The sequence below is a fragment of the Halorientalis persicus genome (genome assembly GCF_900110215.1).
In the GTDB taxonomy this organism is placed as follows: Archaea; Halobacteriota; Halobacteria; order Halobacteriales; family Haloarculaceae; genus Halorientalis; species Halorientalis persica.
Genome location: NZ_FOCX01000085.1, coordinates 1 through 3,862, shown reverse-complemented (window position 1 = coordinate 3,862; position 3,862 = coordinate 1). Strand labels below are relative to the sequence as shown.

Annotated in this window: 6 protein-coding genes; 3 read left to right on the top strand and 3 right to left on the bottom strand. The window is 59.5% G+C overall.

All coding sequences use genetic code 11. The annotated features are described in order from the left end of the window. Positions 1 to 218 (top strand): helix-turn-helix domain-containing protein (locus BMX17_RS24615; protein WP_139203786.1); only part of this gene is annotated, 218 nt, incomplete at its 5' end. A 478-nt stretch (positions 219 to 696) separates the two neighbouring features. On the opposite strand, the gene BMX17_RS24610 is transcribed toward BMX17_RS24615, so the two are convergent. After that, positions 697 to 1,569 carry a halocyanin domain-containing protein gene (locus BMX17_RS24610; protein ID WP_092665222.1) on the bottom strand — a complete coding sequence of 291 codons (873 nt, stop codon included), beginning with the start codon at positions 1,567 to 1,569 and terminating at the stop codon, positions 697 to 699. A 259-nt stretch (positions 1,570 to 1,828) separates the two neighbouring features. Here BMX17_RS24610 and BMX17_RS24605 point away from each other — a divergent pair, with 259 nt between their 5' ends. Both BMX17_RS24605 and BMX17_RS24600 read left to right on the top strand, forming a co-directional pair. Beyond that, a complete protein-coding gene (locus tag BMX17_RS24605) occupies positions 1,829 to 2,197 on the top strand; it encodes a winged helix-turn-helix domain-containing protein (RefSeq protein WP_092665225.1) in 369 nt (122 codons plus the stop codon). Further along, complete coding sequence (locus BMX17_RS24600) at positions 2,194 to 2,478, top strand: DUF7521 family protein (protein ID WP_092665219.1); 285 nt, start codon at positions 2,194 to 2,196, stop codon at positions 2,476 to 2,478. Before BMX17_RS24605 ends, BMX17_RS24600 begins: the two co-directional genes overlap by 4 nt. 167 nt (positions 2,479 to 2,645) lie before the next feature. On the opposite strand, the gene BMX17_RS24595 is transcribed toward BMX17_RS24600, so the two are convergent. Both BMX17_RS24595 and BMX17_RS24590 read right to left on the bottom strand, forming a co-directional pair. Further along, complete coding sequence (locus BMX17_RS24595) at positions 2,646 to 3,194, bottom strand: helix-turn-helix transcriptional regulator (protein WP_092665216.1); 549 nt, start codon at positions 3,192 to 3,194, stop codon at positions 2,646 to 2,648. 4 nt (positions 3,195 to 3,198) lie between these two features. Then, the coding region (locus BMX17_RS24590; RefSeq protein WP_211611491.1) for a hypothetical protein at positions 3,199 to 3,862 on the bottom strand (664 nt) is incomplete at its 5' end.

Sequence of the window (3,862 nt, the reverse complement as noted above, 5' to 3'; positions counted from 1 at the left end):
TCACCCTTCCGCCGGGGCGGGAGTTCACCAAGACAGAACTGGCGGATCACGCTGGTGTGACCCGGCAGACAGTGAGCAAATACATCGATCTCCTGCTGGATACCGAGATCGTTGAGGGAGTAGCGAACTCATCACCGCGCCGGTATCGAGTCGCCAAGAGCGATGTTGTGCAGGAACTGTTCGAGCTGAACAGTGCGCTGAACGCGGCCGGTGAGTAACTCCAAGCCTCAATTTGCGTGTCCATCAGATTGGTGGGTTCGTGCGTCTGATTTGGTCGATGCATCCTCTCCATTCAGCAACTCCCGTCTGACAGATACTGCGCAACTCACGTCTTGGACTGCCACAGCGCTCGCCCGCACTGCCAAGCGTCCAACAACGCCACTGCTTAACCAACACAACCACCGCCCCCTGCCGTGTGTTGGTTAACGGGGTGCCCTGACGGCAGACGCACCGACTCTTCGAGACGCTCGGCGACTCCTGGAATACCGGGGTGATGCCTGGTGAGCGACGTTAATCTGGACGTGGTCGAGAGCCAGTTGGCGCAAGCGTATACGCGAGCGTTGCAGCCCGCGGCGCGGGAGGATATTAGGCTCAGCAGAGTGCGATATGTCGACGCTTCGGTCTCCGCTTCTCAATTGGAACTCACGAGGGGCGCGAGTCGCCGTAAGCAGTGTTGCGGTTCTTTTGCTTTGGGATTCACTCGACGATAATAGCGCCCTTCATCCCGACTCCTTTGTGTGGCGCGCAGGCGTAACGGTACGTGCCAGTTTCCTCGAATGTGTGTTCGAACTCTGCGTCCGGATCGTGTGTGAGTTCGCTGGAAGAGAGGTCCAAGTCTTTAAACACGATGTTGTGTGGTCCACCATTGCCAGTCCACTCCCACGTGACGGTCGTATCTTCACTGATTTTCAGTACGGGTGGGTCGAAGGCGAACTGGCCACCATTGCCCTCTGCGCCCACAGTAATCGTCGCAGAGCTAGACCCACGTTGGTCAACGATGTTCCCGTCAAAGTTGCTGCTGTCGACAACCCATTGGTCAACCATCTCGTTGCCGGTAGCTGGTGGCTCTTTTACAACGATGGCACCTTTCATGCCTTCGTCGCGGTGGGGTTCTGACACGAATCGGTATTCGCCGGGTTCCTCGAACAAGTATTCATAACAGGTGCCGTCTTGTGCGTTGGTTCGGCCGCTGTCAAACGTGCCATCGAGAGCAACGACATTGTGCTGGCCTCCGACCCCAGACCAGTCCCATGTAACCTTCGTCATAGGCGCAACTTCAATCGCCGCCGGCGCGAACGCGATCCCATCATCAGTGGAGTGGCCGACCCTGATTCGCGGGCGCGATTGCGGTGAGTGTCGTCTGATGTCACCATCGTATCCATTTGCGTCCGAAAGCCATTCGTCTAAGGACTCCGGTGGCGACTGCTGCGGTGAATCGGTTGCTGGTGCATCACTCGTGGTGCTCTCGTCAGCGGTCGACTCGGCTGTTGAGAGACAGCCGGCCACAGCCGTGAGTCCAAAGAGGGCGGTACTTCCGACGAATTGACGCCGTGTGGGACCAGATTTCATGCCACTACCCAATTCTGATTGTTGGCCTACAAAATGGGGTGCTGCGTTCCAAAATATGAAACGGATCATTGTTTTCTTTATTCCCAAAATGTGTAGCTCCGAGGAACAGTCACCGCATCGATCTGAGACACGGATGACCGCTATCAATGATCGACTACGAACCGGCATCAGCAGTAGACAGAGCACAAGTTTTGCCCTCCCACCCACTGCTCGCGAGACGATGTGGTCTGTGGCATCGGCGCAGTGGCCCCAGAAGATAATGAACCCTGAATCAATCGCTGACAGCGAGATACAAACAGTCCTCGAAGCGGTGGCGGATCCCGAGTGCCGCGACATTCTGGATGAATTGGACACAGCACGGAGTACTAGCGAGATCGCCGAACGCTGTGATCTCTCGGAAACAAGTGCGTATCGAAAACTGGAGATGCTGTCCGAAACACAACTTGTGAAGCAGGGAACGGAACTACGGACCGATGGGCATCACGTCAAAACCTACGAGCGCGACGTTACGAGTGCGCTCGTACTCTGGGAAGCCGACAGCGGCCTCGACGCACACGTACTCCGCGAACCGCTGAGCGTCTCACAGCGACTCGCTCAATTCTGGTCACGGATCAGTGAGGAACTATGACAGAGAGTATTCCGACCACCGTTGTCATATTCAAGACTCTGACACTGCTCGTCGGCGGCTTCATCACGCTTGTCGCCGCGAACGCTGCCCGGAAAACGAGGTGGACCGGCTTATCGTATCTCGCGATCGGCTTTGGCATCGTTACCGCCGGCTCCTTTTTTGCCGGTGTAGGCGATCAACTCCTCCTAATAAGCACACACGATGCTCTGTTGGTCGAAAGTGCACTAACGACGCTTGGCTTTTTGGTAATAGCGTATTCCCTGTTCGCAACACAAACTTAGTCACTGTGAGGACGGCCGGCGTTTCGACAATTACTCTACGCCCGGTTATCGTGTCCGCGGCGCGCGAGCATATGCACGCGGCACTACAGGGATGAGATGCTGCAGTGCCGACAGGACTGTCCCGACAGGTGGGTCGCTCCCTGGAGTGGTGAACCGCTGCTGTGGGGTCACCGGAGCAAGACAACGTTGCCGACGCCGCGCCGCTTGCGTTCGACGAGGTTCTTCGCTTCGAGACCGTCGAGGGACCTGCTGACAGTCGCTTTCGAGAGGGGTGTCCGCTCGACAATGTCGCTCTGGGAGAGGACCCCGTCGGCGTCGAGAATCGTCTTGTAGACAGTTTGCTCGCTGTCGGCGAGACGATCAGCCTTCTCTTGCCACTCCTGGCGGCGCGCTTCCAGGAGGTCGTCCGTTGGTGCGGGGTCGTCGTCGGCATCGGTGGCCGGTTCCGGCGCAGTCGGTTCACCGGCCGGTTCAGCGCGGGGAGCCGCGCCGACGAGCAGATACGTCAGACTCCCACCGAAAGCGACCGCTGCAATGGTGATCACCACGACATCCCGGAGCAGGAAGTACTGGCCCGGAAGCTGGGTGGTCGTACTCGTGTTGCCGATCTGTAACACGGCCGACGATGGGGTGAGAAACTCCACGCCGAGCGCGGCTGCGGTACCGACGAGGACGACGGCGGCGAGTGCGTCCGTCCGTTGAAGGGCGCGCATCATCGGCTTACCCCATCGTCGGATCAAGCCGGACAAACGACTCGAACCGTTCGGTGTCGAGGTTGACGACGACGCTGTACCGTACGTCGTCGTTCGGCAAGTCAACGACGACCAGTGCCCGCTGTGTGGCGTTCAACTGCCTCTCCCGTTCGAGTACGAGCGCGTTCGCGTCAGCACTATCACGGGCGACGAACGCGGCGTCGGTAGCCAAGACAAGGTGGTTCCACGGCCGCTCCGCGTCCGCCCCGACGACCGCTGCCCGGTCGCTGGACACGCCGTCCGGAACGGGTCGGATCGTGTACACTGCACCGCCGGCCGCGTCGATCGTGTTAGCGATGGCGGGTTCGTCAGTCACGATCTGCTTGGCACGCGCACGCTGGGTAACACTGACATCGGGCGGGGCAAGCGGTTCAGTGCGGACGAGGAGGCGTCCGTCGACGGTCGTGACGGTGATACGTTCGACTGTCCCCACATCCGGGACTAGCGTCTTCGTCCGGCCATCCACCGTGGTGACGAGCGCCCCGTCTTCGACGGCGAACTCGTGGGCGGTGTCGGCTGTGATCGCTGAGGCAGCACCGGTAGCGCTCACGAGCGTGGCGAGACTGCCGCCAAGAACCACGAGCGAGAGGGCCAGCGCGATTCGGGAGGGCTTGACGTTCCGCATAGCTCGC